At 52.6% G+C, this 22,703-nt stretch carries 26 protein-coding genes and 1 pseudogene; 11 read left to right on the top strand and 16 right to left on the bottom strand.

All coding sequences use genetic code 11. The features are described from left to right. Window positions 1–5 precede the first annotated feature (5 nt). The 7 genes from ACMWKA_RS00135 to ACMWKA_RS00105 all read right to left on the bottom strand — a co-directional run bounded on the left by ACMWKA_RS00135 (window position 6) and on the right by ACMWKA_RS00105 (window position 5,906). Entirely contained in the window at window positions 6–542 is a 537-nt protein-coding gene (locus tag ACMWKA_RS00135; protein ID WP_058651700.1) for a helix-turn-helix transcriptional regulator, read from the bottom strand. Window positions 543–568: 26 nt separating this feature from the next. Continuing rightward, on the bottom strand, window positions 569–3,052 hold the full coding sequence (locus ACMWKA_RS00130) for a fimbria/pilus outer membrane usher protein (RefSeq protein WP_414759889.1): 2,484 nt from the start codon (window positions 3,050–3,052) through the stop codon (window positions 569–571). Window positions 3,053–3,071: 19 nt separating this feature from the next. Continuing rightward, window positions 3,072–3,770, bottom strand: coding sequence for a molecular chaperone (locus tag ACMWKA_RS00125; protein WP_130626527.1), 699 nt, complete (start codon window positions 3,768–3,770; stop codon window positions 3,072–3,074). A 108-nt stretch (window positions 3,771–3,878) separates the two neighbouring features. Beyond that, the gene (locus tag ACMWKA_RS00120; RefSeq protein ID WP_414759888.1) at window positions 3,879–4,427 is read right to left on the bottom strand and encodes a fimbrial protein; all 549 of its coding nucleotides are present in this window, start codon (window positions 4,425–4,427) and stop codon (window positions 3,879–3,881) included. 43 nt (window positions 4,428–4,470) lie between these two features. Beyond that, window positions 4,471–4,848, bottom strand: a complete 378-nt coding sequence (locus ACMWKA_RS00115) for a hypothetical protein (protein ID WP_248725071.1) — start codon at window positions 4,846–4,848, stop codon at window positions 4,471–4,473. 436 nt (window positions 4,849–5,284) lie between these two features. Continuing rightward, window positions 5,285–5,410: a hypothetical protein gene (locus tag ACMWKA_RS00110; protein WP_283095035.1), complete on the bottom strand. Its 126-nt coding sequence runs from the start codon at window positions 5,408–5,410 to the stop codon at window positions 5,285–5,287. Between the two features lie 139 nt (window positions 5,411–5,549). Beyond that, window positions 5,550–5,906, bottom strand: coding sequence for a hypothetical protein (locus ACMWKA_RS00105; protein WP_248725070.1), 357 nt, complete (start codon window positions 5,904–5,906; stop codon window positions 5,550–5,552). A 223-nt stretch (window positions 5,907–6,129) separates the two neighbouring features. On the opposite strand from ACMWKA_RS00105, the gene ACMWKA_RS00100 reads away from it, so the two are divergent. The 7 genes from ACMWKA_RS00100 to ACMWKA_RS00070 all read left to right on the top strand — a co-directional run bounded on the left by ACMWKA_RS00100 (window position 6,130) and on the right by ACMWKA_RS00070 (window position 12,115). Next, a complete protein-coding gene (locus ACMWKA_RS00100; RefSeq protein ID WP_029883740.1) occupies window positions 6,130–6,798 on the top strand; it encodes a transcriptional regulator in 669 nt (222 codons plus the stop codon). After that, a complete protein-coding gene (locus ACMWKA_RS00095; protein WP_248725069.1) occupies window positions 6,788–7,591 on the top strand; it encodes a PhzF family phenazine biosynthesis protein in 804 nt (267 codons plus the stop codon). Before ACMWKA_RS00100 ends, ACMWKA_RS00095 begins: the two co-directional genes overlap by 11 nt. A gap of 117 nt (window positions 7,592–7,708) precedes the next feature. Then, window positions 7,709–8,047 carry a DMT family transporter gene (locus tag ACMWKA_RS00090; protein WP_029883738.1) on the top strand — a complete coding sequence of 113 codons (339 nt, stop codon included), beginning with the start codon at window positions 7,709–7,711 and terminating at the stop codon, window positions 8,045–8,047. 14 nt (window positions 8,048–8,061) lie between these two features. Then, window positions 8,062–8,385 (top strand): DMT family transporter, encoded by a 324-nt coding sequence (locus ACMWKA_RS00085; protein ID WP_058651695.1) that lies wholly within the window; start codon window positions 8,062–8,064, stop codon window positions 8,383–8,385. An 11-nt stretch (window positions 8,386–8,396) separates the two neighbouring features. Beyond that, window positions 8,397–10,778: a choline trimethylamine-lyase gene (gene cutC, locus ACMWKA_RS00080; protein ID WP_414759887.1), complete on the top strand. Its 2,382-nt coding sequence runs from the start codon at window positions 8,397–8,399 to the stop codon at window positions 10,776–10,778. Beyond that, window positions 10,741–11,700: a glycyl-radical enzyme activating protein gene (locus ACMWKA_RS00075; RefSeq protein ID WP_248725066.1), complete on the top strand. Its 960-nt coding sequence runs from the start codon at window positions 10,741–10,743 to the stop codon at window positions 11,698–11,700. Before cutC ends, ACMWKA_RS00075 begins: the two co-directional genes overlap by 38 nt. 196 nt (window positions 11,701–11,896) lie before the next feature. Next, a complete protein-coding gene (locus ACMWKA_RS00070; RefSeq protein WP_029883734.1) occupies window positions 11,897–12,115 on the top strand; it encodes a YgdI/YgdR family lipoprotein in 219 nt (72 codons plus the stop codon). Between the two features lie 101 nt (window positions 12,116–12,216). Here ACMWKA_RS00070 and ACMWKA_RS00065 read toward each other — a convergent pair whose 3' ends face one another. From ACMWKA_RS00065 to budA, 4 genes are all read right to left on the bottom strand, one after another. Further along, a complete protein-coding gene (locus tag ACMWKA_RS00065; RefSeq protein WP_013097650.1) occupies window positions 12,217–12,690 on the bottom strand; it encodes a cold-shock protein in 474 nt (157 codons plus the stop codon). Between the two features lie 138 nt (window positions 12,691–12,828). Continuing rightward, on the bottom strand, window positions 12,829–13,599 hold the full coding sequence (locus ACMWKA_RS00060; RefSeq protein ID WP_013097651.1) for a (S)-acetoin forming diacetyl reductase: 771 nt from the start codon (window positions 13,597–13,599) through the stop codon (window positions 12,829–12,831). 20 nt (window positions 13,600–13,619) lie between these two features. Next, on the bottom strand, window positions 13,620–15,341 hold the full coding sequence (gene alsS / locus ACMWKA_RS00055) for an acetolactate synthase AlsS (protein ID WP_176601416.1): 1,722 nt from the start codon (window positions 15,339–15,341) through the stop codon (window positions 13,620–13,622). Further along, window positions 15,313–16,092, bottom strand: coding sequence for an acetolactate decarboxylase (gene budA / locus ACMWKA_RS00050; protein WP_014831009.1), 780 nt, complete (start codon window positions 16,090–16,092; stop codon window positions 15,313–15,315). Before budA ends, alsS begins: the two co-directional genes overlap by 29 nt. Before the next feature lie 105 nt (window positions 16,093–16,197). Between budA and ACMWKA_RS00045 the strand changes: the two genes are divergently transcribed. After that, a complete protein-coding gene (locus ACMWKA_RS00045; protein WP_020684590.1) occupies window positions 16,198–17,079 on the top strand; it encodes a LysR family transcriptional regulator in 882 nt (293 codons plus the stop codon). 57 nt (window positions 17,080–17,136) lie between these two features. Here the strand turns inward: ACMWKA_RS00045 and ACMWKA_RS00040 are convergent, their stop codons facing one another. Both ACMWKA_RS00040 and ACMWKA_RS00035 read right to left on the bottom strand, forming a co-directional pair. Beyond that, window positions 17,137–17,499 carry a cupin domain-containing protein gene (locus ACMWKA_RS00040; RefSeq protein WP_248032425.1) on the bottom strand — a complete coding sequence of 121 codons (363 nt, stop codon included), beginning with the start codon at window positions 17,497–17,499 and terminating at the stop codon, window positions 17,137–17,139. Window positions 17,500–17,574: 75 nt separating this feature from the next. Then, a pseudogene (locus ACMWKA_RS00035) lies at window positions 17,575–18,393 on the bottom strand (AraC family transcriptional regulator). Window positions 18,394–18,640: 247 nt separating this feature from the next. Here ACMWKA_RS00035 and ACMWKA_RS00030 point away from each other — a divergent pair. Continuing rightward, window positions 18,641–19,096, top strand: coding sequence for a hypothetical protein (locus ACMWKA_RS00030; protein WP_248032421.1), 456 nt, complete (start codon window positions 18,641–18,643; stop codon window positions 19,094–19,096). A 98-nt stretch (window positions 19,097–19,194) separates the two neighbouring features. Beyond that, the gene (locus tag ACMWKA_RS00025) at window positions 19,195–19,662 is read left to right on the top strand and encodes a GNAT family N-acetyltransferase (RefSeq protein WP_248032420.1); all 468 of its coding nucleotides are present in this window, start codon (window positions 19,195–19,197) and stop codon (window positions 19,660–19,662) included. 128 nt (window positions 19,663–19,790) lie between these two features. Here ACMWKA_RS00025 and ACMWKA_RS00020 read toward each other — a convergent pair whose 3' ends face one another. The 3 genes from ACMWKA_RS00020 to ACMWKA_RS00010 form a co-directional block, all read right to left on the bottom strand. After that, window positions 19,791–20,036, bottom strand: coding sequence for an Atu4866 domain-containing protein (locus ACMWKA_RS00020; protein WP_414759886.1), 246 nt, complete (start codon window positions 20,034–20,036; stop codon window positions 19,791–19,793). A gap of 97 nt (window positions 20,037–20,133) precedes the next feature. Further along, window positions 20,134–20,373 (bottom strand): hypothetical protein, encoded by a 240-nt coding sequence (locus ACMWKA_RS00015; RefSeq protein ID WP_095454657.1) that lies wholly within the window; start codon window positions 20,371–20,373, stop codon window positions 20,134–20,136. 116 nt (window positions 20,374–20,489) lie between these two features. Continuing rightward, window positions 20,490–21,212, bottom strand: coding sequence for an SDR family oxidoreductase (locus tag ACMWKA_RS00010; protein WP_248032416.1), 723 nt, complete (start codon window positions 21,210–21,212; stop codon window positions 20,490–20,492). A 98-nt stretch (window positions 21,213–21,310) separates the two neighbouring features. On the opposite strand from ACMWKA_RS00010, the gene ACMWKA_RS00005 reads away from it, so the two are divergent. After that, window positions 21,311–22,210, top strand: a complete 900-nt coding sequence (locus ACMWKA_RS00005) for a LysR family transcriptional regulator (RefSeq protein WP_248032414.1) — start codon at window positions 21,311–21,313, stop codon at window positions 22,208–22,210. Window positions 22,211–22,703 lie beyond the last annotated feature (493 nt).

Raw genomic sequence — 22,703 nt, 5'->3', positions numbered from 1 at the left:
ATCAATCAGCCAAAATGGTTACGGTATGTTTGATACATCAAGCCAACCTTAAACAGCTCGGCATCAGATTTAATATACAGTTTATCCATCAGGCGCCGCTTATAGGTGCTGATCGTTTTAATTGATAAACCATAGTGTCTGGACATGTTATGCGGCGATATCCCAAGAATAAACCAGGACAGCACGCGCAACTCCTGCGTTGAAAGTTTTAAGTGTGTTCTTGTTCGTACAAGGTGTTTTTTTGCTTCATGCTGTCGGTTTATTCTCCGGGACAGAAACTCCTGCATTTCGCGGGCATTGTAACGCGCGGTCAAATAATCCCATTGTTTTTCCAGGCAAAAAATTCTGACCAGCGATTCCATGTCCGGCCCTGCAATAATCATATGTTCATTATTGGCTGTCCGCATCCACGCACCTGTCTCATCTGAACGGATTTTACACAGCGTATATTTTTTCGCTAATAGCGGATGCGAGGCGATCAATTCCACCATGGCTGAAAAGAAAAATTCATTATCAGTAAATACACAAACTAAAACTTTCATTAGCGTCCTGACGTTGTTACGTCGTATTAATTACAGATTGCGTCGAAGGTCAGCAATTTTTTGCCCGCCGTGGACGGGAGCGAATACTTCATTTTGCAGCGGGACGCTGCATCATCCGCCCAGCGAAGTTCCAGTACCCCACTTTGCTGCGTCAGACGGGCATACAGGCGCCCCCCCTGCCCGACATATCCCACTGTCTGATGACTGGCATCGATGGCACGAGCCGAGAAAGGCACACCTTCTCCGTTGCTCCGGCGTACCGTCACCAGTACCGGCACGCCTTCAGCGGCACGATATTTCACTTTCACCACGGCACCCGCGTACGGGATCACCTGCTGGCTTGTGCTGTCGAGATCCAGGTCATCCTCTACCGAGGTGGGATCTATCGACACGCTATTTTTCTGATAGGGCATCAGATTTGGCACCAGCGCATAACCAGCGCGGTTAACGCGCGTCCCGGCATAGCCCGGTATTTCAGCCCCTTCAGCACCTTTCGCCTCCACCAGCGCGAAGGTGTTGCCGGTCCAGGGAGAGAAAGTCACGCCGCCGGAATGCGCGACTGCGGTACCGCTCATTCCCAGAGAGCCACTTTTCCACGCCTGACCCTGGGCGTAGTTTGCCGTGAGGGTGGAAACCGGCCCGGTCCACGTGCCGCCAATTTGCCCGGAATCTCCCGACTGATGCTGATGCGATGCCCCGGCATTCCAGCTAAATTGCTGTCGTTCACCTGCACTGCCGGAAAGCGCAACCTGCTCGCTGAAATGTCCCTGGCCGTCACGCGACATCTGCCCGGTAAGCAGCGGCGAGGAGATCCCTCCCAGCGGCATGTTGAAACTCAGTGTCCAGATATTTTGAAAATCGCCCCCGGCCGTGCGGCTGCGGTTAACCCCCAGATTCCAGTTCACCCTGCCCGTGGTCAGGGTGTAGCCCGCCTGATACTGCTGGTCGTGGCCTTTTCGGCCCCAGTAATCCTGCAGAATACCCGTTACATACAGCTGTCCCCATTTATCCGGTAACCCCTGGTTGAGGGTCAGCGTCATACGATTGCGGGTTTTACCTGTCCGTCCGTCTGTTTCCTCACCAGGCCGCTGCTGATGTAAAAGGGCGGCATCCATCAGAGAAAGATAATTTCCCGTCGAGTATCGCCAGGTGGCCAGGGAAAACTGCGTCTGGCTCGCCGGAATAAATTTGCTGTAACTCAGCCGGATGCTTTCTCCCCGCAGCGTCTGTTCTCTTAGCCGGGTTTGCGACCAGGTGGTATCGAATGACACCGCGCCGACAGGCGTTCCCACCGCAAAGCCGGCCTGCATGGCCTGATAAAATGACGTCGCCTGTATCCCTCCTGAGCCGGTCAGGCGGTTCGTCAGCCCCCGCTGATAGGTCACTTCACCAAATGCCGGACGTTCACTGAGATAATCCCCCCTCAGCCTGCCCGCCGTCGCGCTGTAACGGTGTGTTCCCGGGCGCAGCAGCTGCGCAACCGATGCATAGGGAACGTCAAAAAAATGTTGTGAACCGTCCGCCTCACGTACCGTGACGTTCAGATCGCCGCCATAACCGCTCGGATACAGATCGTTGATAACAAAGGCCCCGGGCGAAACAGACGTCTCGTAAATGAGCTTACCGTTCTGATGTACCATCACTTTCGCGTTGGTTTGCGCCACGCCACGGATCTCCGGCGCGTAGCCTCGCCGGGAGGCGGGCAGCATCCGGTCATCGCTGGCGACCGATGCCCCCGTAAACGCCACAGAGTCAAATAGCTGCCCGGAGGTGTTCGACTCCCCTAACGTCAGGTTTCCCTCAATACCCGCCAGCGGATGCTGCACGTAGCTGTTGAGCACCGTATATTTTTTCTGCTGCGTGCCATTCTGCTGCTGCCAGCTTAACGTCCCGTTATGGCGAAAATACCAGGAGCCGATATTCAGCCCACCGTTCAGCGCCGCATAGAGGTTGTTATATTCTCCGCCGCTATTCTCGCTACGGTAGCCATTCACGTTATAACCCAGTAATAGCGCAGGGATCCCGGCATCCCAGAGCGCCGGGCTCACCTGGCCGCGCGCGGCATGCTGCAGCATGGCCTGGGGAATACTGACATCAAGCCGCTGTCTGCCGCCGTTAAATTCCAGATGACTTTCTGGCAGGACAGCCTGCAGATCGCACCATTGCCCGTCGTTATTTACACACAGTCTGTTCTGTTTTAACTGTAATCCTGCGACGGTCGCTGGCGACAACAGAATTCTCTGCGAGTCGGTCTCTTTTCCGCTAATGCGAATATCATCGATCATGACCAGCTTATTATTCAGGTAAATATCCGCCCGGTACCGGCCCGCCGGCAGTCCGTTTTTCATATACGCCGACAGGTCGACTTTTTCCGGATGTGAGATGCGCAAAAAATTACTGTCAAACTGTATGTCATCGTCAGCCTGAACGCCGGAAGAGAAAAACAGCGCAGAAATCACCCCGCAAGCCACGCCTGAAAGCGGTGGCCATACCGATAATCCCTTCTTCATAACATCCGAGTCCTGTGAATTAATTTTTCAGGAGACCATTTGCGGAACGCTCAGCACCATAATCATTGATATATGTCCAGGTGATATCTCCGCCGGAGGCGAGAGCATGTCCGCGTTTTATCGTGAACGTTTTTTTACCCCAGGCAGGCACGACATCCCCCACCGTCTTCCAGTTGCCGGATGCCACCCCTGCCAGAGAAACGCTCCAGGGCGTGTTATTGATTGCTTCCAGCTGCGTGGCAGATACTTTTCGCCAGCTGAGCTGCTGCGCGGCTTTTTCAGGTGTTCCGGCAAGGCCTTCAGGGCGATAAAATAATTTAATGCGTGTCCGGAAAGCCATTTGCAGTTTATTTACCGCCGTTTTATTGACCGCCGGAATTTCCAGTACATTGATCCAGAAAACCGATTCCCGGTCCCGGGGTAGCGTATTTTCCACAGCAGATATACGCAATGACTGCCCCTGTTCCGGATTAATTCTGGCGATAGGCGGCGTAATTACAAAAGGCGTATTTAATTTGTCGGGTGATGCCTCACTGTTTCCGTCATCTATCCAGTTTTGGGTCAGCACCGGCTGTGAGCCATGATTTTTAATTTCCAGCGCTATCTCTTTTTTTCCCTGCGGATAGATAACGCGCGTTCCGGAAAGAGAGATCGCTGCCGCAGCGATATGGTTAAAAAAACAGAATAAAATAAACGTACCGATAAATTTTAATTTCATATTTTTCCATTCTGGTAAAAAACGGCCTGATTCCTCAGGCCGACGACAGACCTCAAGAAGAACACACTCCTTGTTTAATTATTGTTATATCCGTACTGTGCGATTAAATCAGAGATAAATAATACTGTACGTCACAGAGCTGGCTACTGCCCCGGATGTCGCCGCCCCGGTCGCATAATAACGGACGGCATAATTCAGCGTGCCGGTTGTTGACGACGCATCAATCGTGGTTCCGGACGTGGACTGTGAAGCATAGTCACCCGCCATAATGACGGAGCTGTTGTCATCCACATCAAGCAATTCCAGCTCCACGTTTGTTGCCCCGGCGGTATCCGAGTTGTTTAAGCGCCCGGCGCTGTTAACCTGTCCCCCCGCTTCAAAAAAAGCGCGGGTTTTAGTATTTGCAGGGTCACAACCGGTCAAATTAATGGTGAACGCGGTTGCCCCCGCTGTCGCTCCTGCTGCACTTAATGCTGAGGTCGGTACGGCGGGTAAAGATAACGTGCCATCAGCACTACCATTATTTACCACCGCCGCACAGGTCTCACTGTTTACCGAACCGGTAAAGGTGATCGTGCCAGAACTCGCGGCATAAACCAGAGTGCTGGTGATGGCATAAGTGCATACCGCCAGAAATATCTTAATTTGATTAGACATCCTTACAATCTCATTTAAAAAAAGTTAAGTTGCTTATGCATTCTTAAAATGCTTCATCATTAATCTCAGCCTGGGTAATAAAGAAGACCTTCACTTTTTCGAGCGAATAGGTCTTCCCTTTATTTGACGAAATAAATTCGTAAGGGATACCCAATGTAAACAGGCTGAGTTTCAGCTGGCCTATTGCATGCCACAATTGTCTGCTGGATGACTTAAGGCCGTACTTTTCCCATACCTGATGTAATAATTCATCACGGCTGATCTCTTTTCGGACTGCGTGCTCCAGAAGATAGGCAAAAAGATTCATCTTTGTCTTCTGAAAGCGCATCCCTCCTTTTCGGGGTGCCTGCGAATTATCAATCCATACGACAAGCAATGTTTCCCGGTTTATCCAGAGGCGGGAGCCATTATTAAATTCCACAATATAACCGCTACACGCTGCCTGACAGGCGACAAGATCCCTATTCTTTTTTATACGAATACCTCCCTAAACTGGCTTCAGGATTAATACCACTGTCACTGTGAGGTTATATTGTGTTTAGTAACGATAAATGTGTCAATCAGTGAAAAAACCAACCCCTTTAACCACATAAAATGCAAAAACGCAGTCAAACGCACCAGAAAAAGAAAGAAAAACGAAGCAAAAAACCACTCCAATTTATAATTCCACAGTTTATAAATGATAATGTTGAATTGTAATTACCACTAAATTTGTGAGGTTTTTTGTCTGAAAAACTATTTTTTTTAGCGATTTATACTGATTACGAAAAGTAATAACAGCTTAACCAATGCTTCATTTGTTTTTGTCAGGCGGGAAAATGCCTCTTTCTCACCCGTCTGACATTAGACGGCAGACCTCAGGCAGAGAATATGCGAAAGAGCTGGTAAACGTAGTTGATGATGCAAAGCAGAACGACGGCATAAACGAAGCCTCGCTCTGACCATTTACTCCAGCCGGTTTTCTTTTGACGATCGCTGTTCATATACCCCCCTTAACGGATGCCAGTGGGGGTATATTATAAACACAATGAGTAATAATCAACTTTTTGTTGAATTACAGCTTTTCTGTTACGTGGACGATACGGGAAGGGGGGCCGCCCACATGTCCCACGTTTTCAACAATCACCCGCCAACACAGGGTGTTAACACCCGAGCAAGTTCTGCATTGGTCTGTTTTGCACCAGAGATGAGGGTAATATCGATAAAGTTTGCCCCCGTTGTATGAGACATATCGATCTGGGCAATCAGCCTGTCTCCTTTAGCAATATCAAAAAAGTTGGGAGCATCCCGCTCAGGGAAAATCAGCTCCACGTCGTAGCCTTCCGCGACGAGTGCGCTTCGCATACAGTGATAGCGCCCATCCAGCCCGGGATGGGCAGAAACAGTGAAGGGTTGATAGGTCGTAGCCTCGCCAAAAGGCCGTACCAGCTGGCATGCTGTCAGCAGCACTATGGCCACCATTACGCTCAGGATCTTCATCGTATTCCTTAAAAATTATGCTGTTCCGGTCTCTTTAACCGTACGGTGAGCCCTGAAATCTACGCGCACATGACACCAACATCAACTTTTTGTTGATATTTAAACATAACAGGTATAATTTGACGCTACGGAGAGGCCGCCTCAGCCAGGAATGGCAGGGGACGGAAATGAAAACGAGCGATTAAACAGAACATCTGACCATGCCGGATAGAGAGGAACACGAATGAAATCAGATTACGCGAAACATATTGAACTGATTTCCGGGCCACTGGAAGCGGCAATGGAAGCACTGGCAGGTACGTTGTCGGCGAACCAGGAGATTGTGTTGCACAACCTGACCACACCTGAACAGTCCGTTGTAAAAATTATCAACGGGCATGTGAGCGGTAGAAAGGCGGGTGACAATCTCTTATCCGGTCCTGAAAAGGACAAAGGCTTTGCTCTGCTGCTGAAAAACAGCCAGGACAGCACCCCGGTTACAGTCAAAAACTATAAAACCGTCACTGCATCCGGGAAGATCCTGAACAGCGCCTCAACCATTTACTACAGTGATGAAGGGGTACCGTTAATGGCCTTTTGCATCAATGTCGATACCTCGCCTTATGAGCAAATGCGCAAGTATCTGGACGCGATAGCGGTCAGCCCGCTTGCAGAGACGGACCCGCAGGATATGAACCTGGGAGGTATCATCGAGCAGTCAATCCAGGAAATTATTGATAAGCATTCGGTCCCGGGTAAAAAAGTCCAGAAAGCACAGCGGCTAAAAATTGTTGCGGAAATGCATGCTAAAGGCATTTTCAAAATGCGAGGCGGTGTCCAGCACGCGGCGCAGGCCCTGGGAGTGACCCGCTATACGGTCTATAACGATCTTGAGGTGATGGGTGAAAAATAACAGCACCCGGCGCATCCCGTTTTACCAGGTTGACGCCTTCTCTGACGGCCCCTTTACCGGCAACCCAGCAGCAGTCTGCCTGCTGGACGCCTGGCCAGAAGACTCTGTTCTCCAGCATATCGCCACAGAAAATAACCTTTCTGAGACCGCGTTCGTGGTTAAACAGGACGACGGTTTCAGGATCCGCTGGTTTACGCCTGCGGTGGAAGTGGATCTCTGCGGCCATGCAACGCTCGCGGCGGCCAGCGTTCTGCTAGGTGACGAAAGTGCTGGCGACAGCATTCGCTTCTTCTCGCGCAGCGGTGAACTGACGGTGACCTCAAACGGCGGCAAATTCACGCTCGATTTCCCACAGTCCATCCCCTCTCTCATTGAGGCTCCGCAGGGGTTGCTTAGCGCGCTGGGGCTGGAAGAAGGGACAGGCGAAATCTGGCAAGCCGCCGATCTCATCGTGGTGATTGATGACGAAGCGCAGTTAGACACCCTTAACCCTGACTTTGCCGCCCTCAATACTTTTAACACGCGTGGCGTGGTCGTTACCGCTGCATCACGCACCTATGATTTTCGTTCTCGCTGGTTTGGCCCTCAGGTAGGTGTGGACGAAGATCCGGTGACGGGCTCCGCGCACACCTTTCTGGCACCGCTTTGGAGTGAAAAGCTGGGCAAGAAAACGCTGCATGCCCAACAGGGGGGATGCCGTAAAGGAGAGCTGATTTGCCATATTAAGGATAACGGGCGTATCGCGCTGACGGGTGAAGCGTGTCTGGTTATTGAAGGGACCTTTATTCTGTAAGCACACGGATGTGTGTTTAATTTCTTATATTTAAATTATTTATTTCCGGGAGGTGAACACACGGCATCGGTTTTATTGTAATCCCTACGTATTATTTTATTTTGTGAGAATAATTCAATGACGTTATCCAAAAGCGTTACCGCACTGATTGCGGCGGTATCCATTGAAGTGATTGCCACAACATTATTATCGCTCTCAAACAGTTTTCAGCGTCCTGCTGTGGGAACCGCTGCGATAATATGCTACGGAATCAGTTATTATTTTTTATCCCTCGCATTACGCAGAATTCATATTGGCGTGGCGTACGCAATTTGGTCTGCGTTCGGCATATTCAGCATTAGCTATATTCAGACGCGTATCTTTCATTTTACGCTCGGGCAGAATGCATGGATGGGTTTATGCCTGGTCATCAGTGGAATAATCATATTAAACCTGGCGATTAAGCAAAATAAATAACACAGCGAACAATTATGTTTACTCTATTAACCTATCTGTTTTGGCTGATTATTTCAGTCACGATGGAAGTTATCGGCACGCTTCTGCTCCCTAAAACGGATAATTTTAAAAATATCCCGCTAACCATTCAATGTCTGGTGTGCTACGTCATTTCATTTTATGCCTTGTCGATGCTTATGGGAGCCATTTCACCCGTGGCGGCCTACGCCCTCTGGTCAGGTATGGGGATAGTCATGATTACGCTTATGAGCAGCCTGTTTTACCAGTTGCGCAGCAGCATTCTCGAAAAAGTTGGGATCTGCTGCATTGTGGCAGGACTGATCGTCATCGCCATTTGAGGAGAGATAGCATGAACACAGAACATCTTTCCCTGCGAGTGATACAGCTTCGTGATAAGTACCTGCAGGCAAAGCCTTTTGTCTCTGCACACCGGGCCGTCAGCGTCACCGAAGTGTATAAAGAAAACCCCGGGATGGATAACACCCTGTTAAGGGCGCTGGCCTTCCGCCGCGCCTGTGAAAAGGCTCCCCTGTACGTGGCCGATAATGAACTGATCGTCAGCCATCCGGCCGGGGGCGCACGGGGCGGCGAAGTCTCGCCTGAAATAAGCTGGCGCTGGGTGGCCGGAGAGCTGGATAACCTCCCCCATCGCGCGCAGGACCCGTACCAGATTGATGATGAAACACGGCGTTTGCTGCGGGAAGAGGTGTTTCCTTACTGGGAAGGTCGCTCGCTGGACGAGATGGCGCAAACCCGGCTCACGACGCTCGGGCTGTGGGAGTGGTGCCACGACGACGGGATCTGCGATGTCACCATCAAAACCCAAAACGGCGGTGGCGACTCCTGCCCGGGCTACGACACGCTCCTGCTTGGCAAAGGCATAAAAGGGATTCGGGACGAAGCATCGGCACGTCTGGCTACACTCGATCCGACTACGCCCGACTATAGCGACGCCTTTAATTTTTACACCGCCATGCTGCATACCTGCGACGGTGTAGTGACCTATGCACAACGCTACTCGCGCTACCTGGCGCAGCTTGCCGAAACGGAAAATGACCCTCTGCGCAGGGACGAACTGCTGCAGCTTGCCGACATTTGTCGTCACGTACCGGAACATCCGCCGCGCCATTTTCACGATGCGCTACAGGCTATCTGGTTCGTTCACTCTCTCTTTATGCTGGAGGAGAACCAGACCGGCATCTCTCTTGGCCGCGTCGATCAATATCTCTGGCCGCTGCTGGCGCGCGATCTCAACGACGGTACGCTCACCCGGCAGCAGGCAGAAGAGCTGCTCTGCTGCTGGATGATCAAAATGGCCGAAACCCTGTGGATCTGCAGTGAACCGACGGCCATGTACTTTGCGGGTTACCAGCCTTTTATCAATCTTGTGGTGGGTGGGCAGAAACGCGAAGGCGGCGACGCCACCAACCCACTGACCCTGATGATCATGGACTGCTCGGCACAATTAAAAATCTACCAGCCCGGGCTGGCGGTACGTATCCACAACCAGTCTCCCCAGCCGTTTATGCGCAAAGTGGTCGACGTCGTGCGCAGCGGGATGGGATTCCCGGCCTGCCACTTTGACGATGCGCATATCAGAATGATGCTACATAAAGGCTTCAGCTACGAAGACGCCCGCGACTACTGTCTGATGGGCTGCGTCGAGCCGCAAAAGTCAGGAAAAATGTACCAGTGGACCTCGGTGGGTTACACCACCTTTACGGCCGCCATCGAGCTGGCGCTGCGCAACGGCCATAATCGTGCCGGAAAGCCGTGCGGCCCGGCAACCGGCGATGTGACGCAATTTACCACGTATGAAGAGGTAGAACAGGCGGTGCGAAGCCAGCTCTCCGCCATCGTTCGCAACGCGGCACAGGCCACGCGGGTTGTACAGAAACTGCACGCCGAGCATGCCCGTAAGCCCCTGATGTCATGCTTTATCGACGGGTGTATGGCGACGGCAAAAGATGTCACCCAGGGCGGCGCCTCCCTGAATGCCGGACCGGGCCTGATTTGGACCGGCCTCGCCGACTGCGTGAACTCGCTGATGGCGATCAAAACCCTGGTCTATGAAACCTCCCGCTTCACGTTGCCGGAGATCGTAGAAGCACTCGACCACAATTTTGTCGGCTACGACGAGATCCAGACCGCCTGTCTGCGGGCACCGAAGTACGGTAACGACATTCTGGCCGTGGACGAGATCGCACGAGAGCTGGTGCGTTTTCTTGAGCAGGAGCACCGCCGGTACCGGATGCTTTATGCGCCATTCGCCTTCGGCACGCTCTCTATCTCCAATAACACGCCGTTCGGGCTTATCACCGGCGCACTGCCCTCCGGGCGTCTGGCAGGTAAACCGCTCGCAGACGGGATAAGCCCGGCTCAGCAAACGGATTACCTCGGCCCTACCGCCATTATCAACTCCGTCAGCCGGATTAACGTTGAAGAGATGGACATTGGCATGGTGCATAACATCAAGCTGATGTACAGCATGCTGGAAACGACAGAGGGGCAGAACAGCCTGATCCACCTGCTGCGCACCGCCAGCGTTCTGGGAAATGCCCAGCTGCAGTTCAGCTACGTGGACGATGAGACGCTGCGTAAGGCCCAGCAAAATCCCGCCGACTATCGCAACCTGATGATTCGGGTAGCGGGATACAGCGCGTTCTTCGTTGAATTAAGTAAAGAGGTCCAGGATGAGATTATCAGCAGAACCACTCAGCGATCCTTCTGATCAGGTGTCCGGCTGGATCTCCAACATTCAGCGGTTTTCGTTACATGATGGGCCAGGGATCCGCAGTATTGTCTTTTTCAAAGGTTGCCAGATGCGCTGCGCCTGGTGCGCCAACCCGGAGGGAATAACCCCCGGCAGGGAGCTCTTTTATCACGCTGACCGCTGCCTGCACTGCGGCAAATGCGCGGCGTTGTGCCCGACAGGGCTTCATCGGCGGATGGAGAATATTCACATCCTGGAACGCGACCGCAGCTGTACAGGCTGTGGCCTGTGCGAAGCACACTGTCCCACCGCCGCGATCGGCGTAATTGGTGAACATGTTAGCGCAGGGACGGTCTTTGAACGGGTGATGGCGGACGAGATTTGGTTCCGGCAGTCCGGCGGCGGCGTCACGCTGAGCGGCGGTGAAGTGGCTACCCAGCCCAATTTTGCCCGGGCGCTTATTGATCGACTGAAGACCGAGGATATTCATATCACCCTTGAAACCGCTGGCTATGCCTCCTGGCATGCGCTTCATCAGGCTTCCGCTGGCTGCAATTTGATTATGTACGATTTAAAAAGTGCAGACGACACGCTGCATAAACGTTTTACCGGCGTCAGCAATAAAACGATTGTCCGCAATCTTGCCCGGTTATTACAGGGAGATCAGCAGATCATTATCCGCATCCCGGTGATCCCTGGATTTAATGACGCACCGGATCAGGCGGCGAAGTTACTGGCGTTAATTGCTTCACTGACCCACGGACGGCGCAATTTTCTGGGTGTCGAGTTATTGCCCTACCACCGCTTCGGGACAGGGAAATATAAATTACTCAGCAGGGATTACGGCTGGAATTGCCATTCCGCCAATGTCGATCGCTTCCTGAATATTGCCGGGCACTATCACCTGCCGGTGAACGTCTCGGGTACGCTGGCTGGATAACGGAGAGAAAAGAATGTTAACGAAACCCCATGACAAACAGGAAAAAGTTGTCACGCCACTTGAACGCCGCGCCGTCATAGGCTCGCTCATATTTATATTCATAATCTATGCAGTGTTACTGATGACTCAATTTTAATGACTGGATTATCAGTAACGTCTTTCGGCCCGTCGTGGCTTTTTTAAATCAGGTATGAAGATGAAGAAGTTAGTTGCAGTTTTTAGTCTGGTATTTCTGTCACTTACCCTTGCAGGATGTTCAAGTGACTATGTCTTACAGAAGAAAAATGGTGAGATGATTATTACGCATGGAAAACCAGAAGTTGATGATGATAACGGTTTAATTACCTATGAAGATGTTGCCGGAAATGAACATGCCATCAACCGCGACCAAATTGTTCAGATGATCGAGAAATAACCCCTGCGGGAATGATGTGGATCGCCTGAACAGGCAACCATTTTACCCTCTTCTCTTCAGGGAAGAGGGTCAGAATGCACGAAACGCCACCCGACAACAGATTACTTCAGCAGCTTAACCGTAGCGTCGATATCGATTTCATCTTCGGTAAAGATCAGCGTGGTGTTCTGGAAGGTGGTGATCGCCAGCTTCTTCACCGTGCGCATTTCGCCCGGCTTTTTGTCGGTTTTCGGTTTGATGTTATTCATCAGCAGCCCGACAGACAGCACCGCGTTCTCTTTGTCGATGCCCGTATCCGCAGGCTCTTCTTCGCTAAACACCACGAAGGATTTGATGGAGGTGAGCTTCACGCGCTCGCCTGCAATATAGAGGTATTTACTTTCCGGGATCACCTTCACCGCATAGGCAGAAAGGCCTTTGTTATTGGTGGTTGGCTCAAAAGTCACCGCCGCATCTTTCTTGATCAGATCAGGGTTGGCGACCTTAATCACATGAAAATAGCGGTTGTCACCGTTTTCATCTTTGATAAATCCAAAGCCTTTATCTTTAAACCACGTTGTGATTGTACCGTTCATCGCTGTTACCGCCTGTCAAATCGTCATGACTAAAGTTTTGCAGCGCGCAGTGTAATGCACAATGGCGGAGGAGACAAAAAAAAGCCCCTGCACGGGGGCAGGGGAAAACTCATGTCAGAGCTTATTAGTATTACGTTTTTAGTTGAACACCATCCCACCATCGATTAACAGAGACTGGCCGGTCATGTAGTCGGAATCTGGCCCGGCGAGATACGAAACGCAGGCGGCGACATCTTCCGGTTCGGACAGGCGGCCAAGCGTAATCCGTTTGGCAAAGGTTTCGGTGCCATAGCCAAGCGGTTTACCTGCCGCCTCTGACACCTGGCGGTCAATCTCCGCCCACATTGGCGTTTTCACGATGCCCGGGCAGTAGGCGTTAACGGTGATCCCCAGCGGCGCGAGATCCCGTGCTGCGGTCTGGGTTAAGCCACGAACCGCGAATTTACTGGAGCTGTATACCGCCAGTTCGGGGTTACCGGTATGGCCCGCCTGGGAGCAGGCATTGATGATCTTGCCGCCGTGTCCCTCTTTGCGAAACGCGTCAATCGCGGCCTGCATGCCCCAGATCACCCCTTTGACGTTGATGTTGTAGACCTTGTCGACAATCTCCGGCGTGATGGATTCGATGGGCGTAGACGGCGCAATCCCGGCATTATTCACAATCACGTTGAAACCGCCCAGCGCGGTGCGGGCTTTCTCAACCGCCGCAAACACCTGGTCGCGGTCAGAGACATCCACCTTCACGGCGATGGCATTACCGCCGTTACGGATGATTTCATCGGCAACGGCTCGCGCCGTCTCATCGTTATAGTCGGCGATAGCGACGGCAAAGCCATCTTTCACCAGGCGCAGCGCAATCGCTTTACCAATCCCCTGGCCTGAGCCGGTTACGAGAGCAACTTTTTGCATTTCTCTGTCCTTATAGTGAGTCACAAAATCTGGCTGAGATGGAGCTGGCCCATCAGCAGCGGGTTATCGCTGTAGTCAACGGGAATGGCCACCACGGCCGGGCCATTCACATCCATCGCCGCACGCAGCGTCGGTTCAAGGGCATCGGCGCTCTCCACGGCAAAGCCCCTGGCGCCAAAGGCATCGGCATAGGCTTTGAAATCGACCGGGCCGAACTCCACGCCGGAAAGGCGCTGGTATTTTTTCTCTTCCTGAATGGCGACCATGTTGTAACCGTTATCCACCCAGATGATGTGCAGCACGTTGGCATTAAGACGCACGGCGGTTTCCAGCTCCATGCTTGACTGCAGGAAGCCGCCGTCGCCGGACACCGAGACCACCTTGCGCCCGGGATTGACCAGCCACGCGCCAATGGCCCACGGCAGCGCAACGCCCATGGTCTGCTGACCGTTGGAGATCATCACCTGACGCGCCCGGAAGCTGTAAAGGTAGCGGGCGATCCAGATGTGGAAGCTGCCCATGTCGACGGTCAGAGTCACGTCGTTATTCACGATGTCCTGCATGGCCCGCACGATACGCAGCGGATGCAGGGCAAACTGGTTGAGCGAGGCACCGCGGCGATCGAGCAGATCGCGCTGATGCTGGCGATCGACCAGGATCTCTGACGCACGCTGGCTCAGCTCCAGCTTGTGATCGATCCGGTTAGCGAGCAGGTTCAGCGTTTCAGCGATATCCCCCACCAGCTCCAGATCCGGTACATAATTGCGTTCTTCATAGGCCGGCAGCACGTCAATGTGCACCAGCGTGGCGTCGCCGCTGTTCCACATGGAAGGCTCATACTCCACCGGGCTGTAGCCGATGCAGATAATCAGATCCGCCAGATGCAGCAGCCTGTCGCCCGCCTGGTTATTGAACAGACCGACGCGTCCGGCAAAGCGAGTGAAGTGCTCCTGGTTCACCGCCCCGGCGGCCTGATAGGTGCTGGTGACCGGAATACGGCTTTTCTCCAGCAGCTTACGCAGCGCCGCGCTGTTGGCAGGCTGGCTCGCCATCAGCCCCAGCAGGATCACCGGGTTTTTGGCTTTGTCGATGAGCTTCGCCACATCGTTAATGGCCGATTCGGGAGCCGGGCCCATCAGCGCCGGCCCGCTGGCCGGTAAAATCGCGCCCGTGGCGGGCTGGTCAACAATATCCTGCGGCAGGCTGACGAACGCGCCCCCCGGCCTGCCGTGCTCGGCGGCACGAAACGCGTTCGATACCACCTCAGCAATCGCATCCGGAGAGCTGACTTCTACAGCGTATTTGGTGACCGGGCTGAACATGGCAACCGTGTCCATGCTCTGGTGCACCAGTTTGGCTTTATCCGCCCGCTTCACTGCCCCGCCCAGCGCCACCACCGGGTCGCCTTCGCTGTTGGCGGTGGCAATGCCGGTGATCAGGTTCGAACAGCCCGGCCCGGAGGTAACCAGCGCCACCCCTGCCTTGCCGGTCAGACGCCCTACCGCCGCCGCCATGAACGCCGCATTCGCCTCGTGGCGTACCGGGATGATTTCGATGGACGAGTCCAGCAGGGAGTCAAAGACTTTGTCGATTTTCGCCCCCGGGATCCCGAACACCTGCTTCACGCCCTGCGCTTCCAGCTGGCCGACAACCATATCGGCGCCGTGCGCCCACTGACGTGACTGTTTCTCACTGTTCACGGTAGTTCTCCTGTTAGTTTTCGACGGAACGGATCGCTGCATCAAGGTTGCTGGGGTGAAGGTTGGCCTGTAAAAACGCGCTGTCGGCGGGCAGGTCAATCATTAGCTTGTGTATTTCGCCAAAGGTGAGCACGCCGCTCTCCAGCTGGTAATCCAGCAGATGTCCCCCGCCCTGACGGTCGTCGGTAATGAAATGTTCGTGATAGCCGGCCACGTTGATGCCCTGCATATGCTGCGGCGTGCGGAACCCAACCAGCACCCCTTCGCGCTGGTTAAAGCGGAACACCGGCTGGTCGTCCAGAACATCGGTCATCGCGCGGTATGGCGGCGTCTGACGCGGTACGGTACGGGTGTGGGCGTGGCGGAAGTTACCGTCGATGCGCAGCGCGCAGAACAGGTTATCCGAGGGGATTTGCTGGTCGATCACGTCGTGGATCTGCTGACGGCTGACCGGCGCATCAAAAGTTTTGCGGTACTGCGGCTGGAACCAGGTCATCACCGCGAACGGCGTTTTCTGCTCTGGCTTCGCGGCGCGTGCGCTGCCGTCGGCGCGCAGCTGGTACACCTGGCTGCTGAAGGCAATCATTTCGCCGTCCAGCTCGTTGAAGGTGCCCAGACCAAAATCACCGTGTGCCAGCAGATCGGCGATGGTGGTGTCCCCCTCGTAGACGCCGCTTAGCAGGGCGCTCATTAGCGATGTCTGATAGATCACGCTGTCAGGATGTTTAGCGGAGAACCCGCGCAGGGTCTCGCATAAGCTCGCCTCACAGTCGCAGGCAGATGAGTGCATCATCATGCTCGTCCTCTTCAACTTTATTTATAAAGGTTAAATAAATGTTGACCCGATTCAGCAGAGAGTTCCAATATAGAATCCATGCTGGTTTGAGACGTTTTAGATATGGAACTTCGTTATCTGCGGTATTTTGTCGCGGTTGCACGCGAGCGACACTTCACCAGGGCGGCCAAAGCGCTGGGTATTTCGCAGCCTCCTCTGAGTCAGCAGATCAAACGGCTCGAAGAGGAAGTGGGCACGCCGCTGTTCAGGCGTCTGACGAGAGGTGTGGAGCTAACCGAAGCGGGAGAAGCCTTCTACGAGGATGCCTGTAAGATCCTGGCGCTGAGCGACGCCGCGCTGGAGAAAGCCCGCGGCATCGCGCGCGGTCTGAACGGCAACCTGTCGATTGGCATCACCAGTTCAGATGCTTTTCATCCCAAAATTTTCGCGCTCATTCGTCAGTTTCAGGTACAGAACATGGCGGTGCAGGTACACCAGGTGGAGGCCAATATGTCTTCGCTGACGGCGATGCTGGCGGAGGGGGAACTGGATATCGCCTTCGTGCGGCTGCCGTGTGAGAGCAGCAAGGCATTCGAGTTAAAAATCCTCGACCGGGAGCCGATGGTGGTGGCACTGCATCGCGACCATCCGCTCGCAACAAGCGGCGATCTGGCGCTGGAGCAGCTCCGGGATACGCCAGTGGTGTTGTTCCCGCAGGAGGTCGCTCCCGGCCTGTTCGACCGGGTTTACAGCTGTTGCGAACGGGCCGGAATAGACGTACAGCACGCGCTGCAGTCGTCTCAGCTCTCGTCCTCCCTGAGCATGGTCTCTGCAGGCGGCGGATTCGCGCTGGTGCCGAAATCGATGGCGGCCATCTCTCCGCCGAATGTCACCTACCACGCGCTGAGCTCACCGGAGCTTTATACCGATATCGCGCTCTGCTGGCGGCGCTTTGAACGCTCGCGGACAGTGAAGCGGTTCTTGACGATGATAAGCGAGGAGTAGCGGCCGGTTTGGTTGGTAGTTTTTGTAGGCCGGATACGGCGTAACCGCCATCCGGCGTCAAATCCAGACATCATTCTCGGCGGTGCGTTCCCCGCCTTCGTGCCCGGTATTAAGGACGCCGCAAGGTTCTATCATCATCATTTTTACCGTCCCCTCTGCAGAGGTTTTGTGCTCTACACCTTTTGGCACCACGTACAGTTCCCCCGGATTAACAAGCACATGCCCGTCACGAAAATCAATACGTAACACACCCTCGACAACGATGAATGCTTCATCGGTTTCAGGATGCGAGTGCCATATAAAATCTCCCTCAATTTTCACAATTTTAAACTGGTAGTCATTCATCTGTGCGATGACTTTCGGCTGCCAGTGCGCGTCAAAGAGGGAAAATTTAAATTCCAGATTAACAGGTTGATACATGGTGACACTCCCTATGGTTGAGAAGTCACCAGGATAGAGTAAGGCCGTTGCGCCAGTCTTGAACGATCGTGCAACTCAGGCACGGCAGTTTTGAATGAATTTTTGCCAGCGTCCCGGCGAGATCCCCAGCGTTTTTATAAACTGGCGAGTCATATGACTCTGGTCGGAAAACCCGGCTTCAACGGCTGCTTCAGCAAGCGACAGCCCCTTCTCTATCAAACGTCGGCAATATTCAAGACGGCGCATCGTTACATAGCGATACGGGCTTGTTCCGTACAGTGCACGAAAATCCCGGCTCAGGCTCCAGCGATCCCTGCCGCTGACGGCGGATAATGTCTCCAGCGTAATGTTCTGGCTAAACTCGGTTTGTATATACTCGCGTGCACGCTCTGCGCGACGATAATCGAATGCGCATCGACGAACGCGTTGCCCTCCCACAATGGCCAGCGTGCTGGCCAGATCGTAGAGCGCATCCTCTTCTTCCAGCGTATCGACAGTTTCCTCTGGCGCTTTGAGCAGGGATTCAGTCGCCGCGAAAAGCCGGGGATCGGATGAGATCCCGCCGGGAATAAACGGCAGCGGTTTTCCGCCCAGGATTTTCTGAATTAACGCGGGATCGATATACAGCATCCGATACTAAAATCCGTCAGTCGTCCCCGCTTCTCCGTCATGCACTTCATCGGGATGCAGGACCATCGTCCCGCCCGGAAGGCTGTGTTGTTGGCTACCCCGATAGTGAAAACTCTGTACCCCGGACAAGGTTCTGCCTATCGCGTAGGTGTCATGCCGATGTGGCGCATAGCCATGCCCGCTGAAATACGCCTCAATGCGCTCTATCTTCCCTGGCGTTTGTGCAAATTTGACCCAGTCTTTGTTCTCTTTTTCGCTCGCCATATGTGCCATCTGATGCCAGTTGAGGGTAAGTCACACCATAAACGCAGGGGGTGGTGTTTGGAAAGAGAGGGATGGCAGGGCTTTCTGGAAGGCGCCTCGCAAACCAGGAAGTAACCTTGTGTAATTCAGGATGGCGGCTTTTCATCACATCTTCATGGCCGTAAAGTGCCTGCGTTGCGGCACCACCGTAACCGGGGCCTGGAACCCACAAGCATGACGCGACATTTTTACCTGAAGAGGATGCTCAATGACGACTCTCCCTGGATTTTCTTACTCGCTCGCTGAAGAAAGCGCGCTGTATCACCTTACTCATCTGCCCCTTCCCGATTCTGCGGATCTGTTCGAACTGGCAGATACCTGCGCCGCCTGTGTCAGCGTGCTGGTTGAAACCGACGATGCCTTGACCCATGCCACCCTTTGCGAGCGTCTGCTGACGGTACTGAAACGCCTGCGTGAACGTTGCGATGCAGAACTCCCCTCGCATCTGGTTGAGCAACTGATTGCGGGGGAAAAGATCGTTTCCTGTGTGCCGGACTGCTGGCAGGAGACGACGTTGCAGGTGAATTATGCGCTGGCACTTACGCGTGCGGTAAGGGGCGGTACGCTGCCTGCGGACGTGGCAAAAGACCTGACCGGGCTGCTGCACGATATGGTCTGGCTGCTGGCGGAGTTTGTGAAAGAGCCTTATATCCCGGCGCACTGAGCCAGGTAGCGGCTGATAATCCCGGGCGATTCAGGCATTACAATTTCGATAGCGAATGATAAGGTAGATTTCCCCACTCACTTACGGGCAGGACAAAAGTGAATATTTCAGAGAAATATGAATGGAGTAAGAATAACTACCTGGTGAGTACAGACAGAGAAAAACTGGATGTACAGGCCATCCATCGATATTTAACGAGATCGACCTGGGCAAAAGGCATTCCTCTGGATATTGTCTCTGCGTCAGTCGAAAACAGCTTTAACTTCGGCGTCTACCATAAAGAAAATCAGATTGGTTTTGCTCGCCTGATAACAGATTACGCTACCTTCGCCTACCTTTGCGATGTTTATGTGCTTGAAGAATACCAGGGTGAAGGGCTCGGAAGATGGGTTATGGAATGCATACATAGTCACCCCATTTTTGATCGGCTCCGCAGGGTGATGTTATTTACAACCACAGCGCCCTGGCTTTATGAAAAGTTTGGCTACGAGCCGGTAAACAGAGAAAACTATGCATGGACCATTACGCGCCCTGATATTTATATAAGTGGAAAAAAACCTGATTAATAAATATACATGGCACAATTTGAATTTTAACAGGCAGTCCATTGCCATTATGGCGATGGCTTTGACTCAGCAAAGCATGCCTCTTTATGATGTATTAAAACCTATTTCACACTTTATGGAAAAAATATTTACTTCTGACGGATAAGCACCATTCCGGCGTGATGAAGTTCGTCATTACTGACAAAGATCCCATCAGCGGTAAAACCGGAGTCGTCCTGGTAGTAGATTCTGTTTTGACGAATTTCATAGTCTCCCTGGTAGGCACTAAGCCGTGTGCCGCGTGCTTCATCGTAACGTCCATCCGGTAAAAGTTCATGGCGAATTAATCCATCTTCAGTAACCCAGACACCTGTGTAAAGCGTTTCGTTTTTCATGTATTCTCCTTAGAATGTCAAGTCGCGATAAGATTAATAACACTATTGTTGCGGTGTTGCTTCGGCACCCTTTTAATGGTGCTTTCCCCATACTTATTCACTTCGTCAGAATGGTTTCTTTTGGATTGTCAGAAATTAATCTTGCCGTCATATAGACCCTGTTTTTAACAGATGCCCCCAGGATTTCATAGGATTTACCCTCCTCCTGCGCCAGTAAAGAGATTTTTTTCTCAGCACTGTCAATGGTTGAGTCGACAGCGCTAATAGTCTGGGCGCTACTAATAAAAGTCATGAAAGGCAGAACTGCCGCTACAGTTAAGGAAAAAATATTTCTCATGATAATTCTCCTGATAATTGGTGATGTACATTATTTTGTTAAGGCGAGCGGTTACCGGGCACCATACCCGCCAGATGTATTAAATTTAAAATGGATGTATATATTACAATCGTGCTTCAGTTTGCAGACGCGGTTGGTCTGATGGTTATTTCTGTTGTATCAACGCTTTCCGGCGCATCAATGATATGCCTTACGGCGCGAGCAATATCAGCAGGTTGAAGTGCAACAGCGCGGTAAACATCCATTGCCGCCATGGTTTCCGCATGGGTAATGGTTGACGCCAGTTCACTTTCCACTACGCCAGGATTAACGCACGTTACGCGAATTTTCGAGCTTTCCTGTCGTAAACCATCTGAAATAGCCCGTACCGCAAATTTAGAGGCACAATACACTGCCGCCGTTGGCACAACGGAAAGTGCACCAATAGAGCCGATGTTTATTATCTGACCAGATCCCTGCGCTTCCATCAGCGGAAGCACAGCGCCAATACCCCACAGCACGCCCTTGATATTAACGTCAATGATGCGTTCCCATTCATCCTGTTTGCCAGCAGAAAGCGGTGAAAGCGGCATAACGCCCGCATTGTTGATAAGAACATCAACACGGCCCCAGTTATCCAGCGCGGCCTGTACGAAGCCAGCCATAGACTGCCGGTTTGTGACATCTAGCTGCTGGGCTTTCGCGATACCACCCGCACTGCAAATTTCTGCGGCAATCGCCTCGGTACGCTCCACTCTGCGTGCTCCCAGTAAAACCTTCGCGCCTGCCGTTCCTAGCTCTCTGGCAATGCCTTCTCCAATGCCACTTGATGCGCCGGTGATTAATATCACTTTATCCATGATGCTCTCCTTCAGTTGGGTTCGAAGAGATAATAGAACTTGATGATTAGTTCCAGTATCCTGCTTTTACTGGACTCACTGGTTAGCAGCGTTAAACAATGAAGATAGATCTTAACCTTTTACCCCTTTTCATCGCGGTGGCAGAAGAGCATAGTTTCAGTAAGGCCGCGGCACGGCTGGGCGTTACCCGTTCGGCGGTCAGTCAGGGAATACGACGGCTTGAGGATGCCTTTGGGACAATGCTGGTCATGCGCACGACACGCTCAGTGAATTTAACGGAAGCGGGAGAACGGCTGCATAAATCTCTGTCATTACCGGTAGCCGGTATTGAAGCCGCATTCGATGATATGGCTTCTGACGATATGCCACGTGGCCTTCTCAGGATCGCAGTGACCTCGATTGCGGAAGAATTTCTTTCGGGTCCGCTAATCGCCTCGTTTGCGGCTGCTAACCCAGCGGTGACCCTTGATATTGTTGTCACGGATGAGGAGTTTGATATCGTGGCAGCAGGTTACGATGCTGGCGTGAGGCTCGGAGAAGTCATTGAAAAAGATATGATTGCTATTCCGCTTACCGGAAAGCAACGTGAAATGGTGGTTGCCTCTCCCTCCTACCTCTCAGGCAACGGCATACCCGTTCACCCGCGTGAGCTGATGCATCATCGATGCATTGGCTGGCGACCAGCCCCGGATGTTGCGCCTTATCGCTGGCCATTTGAAGAGAACGGAAAAGCGTTCGACCTGGCGATTGAACCGCAGATTACAACTAACGATCTGCGTCTGATGCTGAGGCTGGCACTTGCCGGTGGCGGCATAACGCTTGCCACTCAGGAAACATTCAGGCCGTATATTGAAGGAGGTCAGCTTGTATCATTGCTTGATGATTTTCTTCCCCATTTTCCTGGCTTTTATCTGTACTTCCCTCAGCGTCGCAATATTGCGCCAAAGCTCCGCGCCCTGATTGACCATGTCAGGGAATGGCGGCAGCAATCTGCTTAATCGGAGGCGTGGCTGCGCCCGGCGGCGCTACGCTTGCACGGGCCTACGGTGAGTGTCGAGGCGGGTTTGTTTGATGATGGCAATTGATGATTGGTTTTCGCAGGTAAGGCGTAGCCGCCACCCGGCAATGCAGCTCTTAAAGCCGCATCCTGTTCGATCAGGAGGACATTATGCGATGTGCTAAGAAAAAGGATTTATACGCATGAATAATATGTGTGTCGTCTACTCGGCATGGCTCGCCTGGAATCATCAGAAAGGATGACAACAAAGCCAGTCATATAGCAGATAAAGCGTTATGGTAATTCCAGAGGTATATCACTGCCATCAAACATTTCCTTTAGATACTTTTTTTGAAACTAGTACCATTTTGTGATTCTGGCAAGGAAGGATTGACTGGATTGGCCCCTATATTTCCATACACTTTTTATCACTTAACCCATGACTGGTTCGTCGCCGCAGATATTCCCGTGGCGAACGATACCCCAGTGCACTA

Origin of the sequence: Enterobacter sp. 03-F-07-AD-ECC (genome assembly GCF_047530935.1) — a bacterium.
Classification (GTDB): Bacteria; Pseudomonadota; Gammaproteobacteria; order Enterobacterales; family Enterobacteriaceae; genus Enterobacter; species Enterobacter cloacae.
This window is presented reverse-complemented; position numbering and strand designations above follow the sequence as displayed.

Bases quoted from the DNA above. Each gene is read 5' to 3' on its own strand.
- ACMWKA_RS00135 (WP_058651700.1), bottom strand. From the start codon at position 542: ATGAAAGTTTTAGTTTGTGTATTTACTGATAATGAATTTTTCTTTTCA.
- ACMWKA_RS00130 (WP_414759889.1), bottom strand. From the start codon at position 3,052: ATGAAGAAGGGATTATCGGTATGGCCACCGCTTTCAGGCGTGGCTTGC.
- ACMWKA_RS00125 (WP_130626527.1), bottom strand. From the start codon at position 3,770: ATGAAATTAAAATTTATCGGTACGTTTATTTTATTCTGTTTTTTTAAC.
- ACMWKA_RS00120 (WP_414759888.1), bottom strand. From the start codon at position 4,427: ATGTCTAATCAAATTAAGATATTTCTGGCGGTATGCACTTATGCCATC.
- ACMWKA_RS00110 (WP_283095035.1), bottom strand. From the start codon at position 5,410: ATGAACAGCGATCGTCAAAAGAAAACCGGCTGGAGTAAATGGTCAGAG.
- ACMWKA_RS00105 (WP_248725070.1), bottom strand. From the start codon at position 5,906: ATGAAGATCCTGAGCGTAATGGTGGCCATAGTGCTGCTGACAGCATGC.
- ACMWKA_RS00100 (WP_029883740.1), top strand. From the start codon at position 6,130: ATGAAATCAGATTACGCGAAACATATTGAACTGATTTCCGGGCCACTG.
- ACMWKA_RS00090 (WP_029883738.1), top strand. From the start codon at position 7,709: ATGACGTTATCCAAAAGCGTTACCGCACTGATTGCGGCGGTATCCATT.
- ACMWKA_RS00085 (WP_058651695.1), top strand. From the start codon at position 8,062: ATGTTTACTCTATTAACCTATCTGTTTTGGCTGATTATTTCAGTCACG.
- cutC (WP_414759887.1), top strand. From the start codon at position 8,397: ATGAACACAGAACATCTTTCCCTGCGAGTGATACAGCTTCGTGATAAG.
- ACMWKA_RS00075 (WP_248725066.1), top strand. From the start codon at position 10,741: ATGAGATTATCAGCAGAACCACTCAGCGATCCTTCTGATCAGGTGTCC.
- ACMWKA_RS00070 (WP_029883734.1), top strand. From the start codon at position 11,897: ATGAAGAAGTTAGTTGCAGTTTTTAGTCTGGTATTTCTGTCACTTACC.
- ACMWKA_RS00065 (WP_013097650.1), bottom strand. From the start codon at position 12,690: ATGAACGGTACAATCACAACGTGGTTTAAAGATAAAGGCTTTGGATTT.
- ACMWKA_RS00060 (WP_013097651.1), bottom strand. From the start codon at position 13,599: ATGCAAAAAGTTGCTCTCGTAACCGGCTCAGGCCAGGGGATTGGTAAA.
- alsS (WP_176601416.1), bottom strand. From the start codon at position 15,341: ATGCAGCGATCCGTTCCGTCGAAAACTAACAGGAGAACTACCGTGAAC.
- budA (WP_014831009.1), bottom strand. From the start codon at position 16,092: ATGATGCACTCATCTGCCTGCGACTGTGAGGCGAGCTTATGCGAGACC.
- ACMWKA_RS00045 (WP_020684590.1), top strand. From the start codon at position 16,198: ATGGAACTTCGTTATCTGCGGTATTTTGTCGCGGTTGCACGCGAGCGA.
- ACMWKA_RS00040 (WP_248032425.1), bottom strand. From the start codon at position 17,499: ATGTATCAACCTGTTAATCTGGAATTTAAATTTTCCCTCTTTGACGCG.
- ACMWKA_RS00030 (WP_248032421.1), top strand. From the start codon at position 18,641: ATGACGACTCTCCCTGGATTTTCTTACTCGCTCGCTGAAGAAAGCGCG.
- ACMWKA_RS00020 (WP_414759886.1), bottom strand. From the start codon at position 20,036: ATGAAAAACGAAACGCTTTACACAGGTGTCTGGGTTACTGAAGATGGA.
- ACMWKA_RS00015 (WP_095454657.1), bottom strand. From the start codon at position 20,373: ATGAGAAATATTTTTTCCTTAACTGTAGCGGCAGTTCTGCCTTTCATG.
- ACMWKA_RS00010 (WP_248032416.1), bottom strand. From the start codon at position 21,212: ATGGATAAAGTGATATTAATCACCGGCGCATCAAGTGGCATTGGAGAA.
- ACMWKA_RS00005 (WP_248032414.1), top strand. From the start codon at position 21,311: ATGAAGATAGATCTTAACCTTTTACCCCTTTTCATCGCGGTGGCAGAA.